This window comes from Nocardioides sp. P5_C9_2 (genome assembly GCF_054049555.1).
In genome coordinates this window covers 1-1,402 of sequence record NZ_JBFUMD010000697.1, presented here as the reverse complement: position 1 = coordinate 1,402, position 1,402 = coordinate 1, and the positions used below count along the sequence as shown (strand labels likewise).

Here is a 1,402-nt window from a genome sequence, read left to right as displayed (position 1 = left end):
CCCGCTGGCACGACGTGGACTTCCACGCCGAGTCGCTGGCGCTCGCCGAGGCGGTGGTCCGCGCCGAGCACCACTCGCCGGAGGAGATCACCTCCCGCCTGCACGCCGCGGGCTCGCTGGTCTGGGGGAGGAGCCGCGACCACCAGCGGAGCGCGACCATCGCCGACCTCTTCGGCGAGGCCGGGCTCGAGCACGACCCCGAGCTCCTGCGCGCCTACTACGAGTTCTGGGAGCCGCACACCGCCACCGACCCGGAGTGCCGCCCGATGTTCGCGGAGCTGCGTGCCATGGGCCTCAAGGTCGGGGTGCTCTCCAACACGATCTGGCCTCGCGAGTGGCACGTCGGGTTCTTCGAGCGCGACGGCGTCTACGACCTCGTCGACGGGGACGTCTACACGAGCGAGATCCCCTGGACGAAGCCGTCGGCCCGCGCGTTCGGCGCCGCGATGGCGGCCGTGGGCGTGGACGACCCGGCGGCCTGCGTCTACGTGGGCGACCGGCTCTTCGACGACATCTGGGGAGCCCGGGCGGCGGGGATGCACACGATCCACGTGCCGCTGAGCACCATCCCGGCCGAGCAGGTCGGCCACACCGAGGGCGAGCCGCACGCGGTGGTCCACGCGCTGTCGCAGGTGCCCGACGCCGTCCGCGGACTCGGCTGACCTCCGGCCCGACTTTTGCAGGTTTGCGCAGCGCAGAAAGATGCAACCACCGGGAGGTGGGCGGAGGCCTTCGGGTACTGCATAGTTCTGCATGTGCCGCCGCCACCCCACATGGCGCGGTGCACGGGTGATGCTGATCGACCCTGGTCCGCGTCCTCACCGAGTGGGGGAGATCTCGGGACTTCCCCACTCGGTAAGGGCGCGGACCGTCCCCATGTCGGGGTGGTGCCGCCGGAGGGGATCCTGGCTACGAGGTCCCGAGCTCGGGCGCCCCGGGGAACGCCGTGGGTCTGCCCCCCAGCCGCAGCTGGAGCACGGCCGCCTCGGTGAGCGCGGTGGCGGCCCAGCGGCGCTGCGAGCCGGCCGACTCGGCCACCAGCGCGGCGTACGTCTCGGCGCAGGACTGCTCGGTGAGCAGCGCGGCCCGGGCCACCCTTGATGCGCCGGACAGGCTCACGGGCTCCTCGTACGCGGCCCCGGCCGCGACCGGGGCCGCGCCGAGGTCCGCGACCATCAGTCGCAGCTGGTCCCGGCGGGCGCGGTGCACGCGGTAGCCGTCCTGCAGCGCCGCGAAGAGCGCCGGGTCCGTGGACTGCGACGTGCGACCGCCGTAGAGGCCGTAGAGGTGCAGGGCGGCGTGCTCCGCCGACAGGGTCGCCTGGAGGGCCTCGAGCGTGCTCATGCGACCGGAGCCCCGGTGACGTCCTGGACGCCGAGGACGGTGAGGTGCTGGGTCAGGG

The 1,402-nt window shown here is 73.4% G+C and carries 2 protein-coding genes; one reads left to right on the top strand and one right to left on the bottom strand.

Annotated features, from left to right (window positions below):
* Positions 1 to 662, top strand: a 662-nt coding sequence (locus ACXJKL_RS21100) for an HAD family hydrolase (RefSeq protein WP_457208949.1), incomplete at its 5' end; no start/stop codon positions are given.
* A gap of 247 nt (positions 663 to 909) precedes the next feature.
* On the opposite strand, the gene ACXJKL_RS21095 is transcribed toward ACXJKL_RS21100, so the two are convergent.
* On the bottom strand, positions 910 to 1,344 hold the full coding sequence (locus ACXJKL_RS21095) for a DUF4439 domain-containing protein (RefSeq protein ID WP_457208948.1): 435 nt from the start codon (positions 1,342 to 1,344) through the stop codon (positions 910 to 912).
* Positions 1,345 to 1,402: the final 58 nt, after the last annotated feature.

Coding starts and splice junctions, on each gene's coding strand:
- ACXJKL_RS21095 (WP_457208948.1), bottom strand. CDS start 1,344: ATGAGCACGCTCGAGGCCCTCCAGGCGACCCTGTCGGCGGAGCACGCC.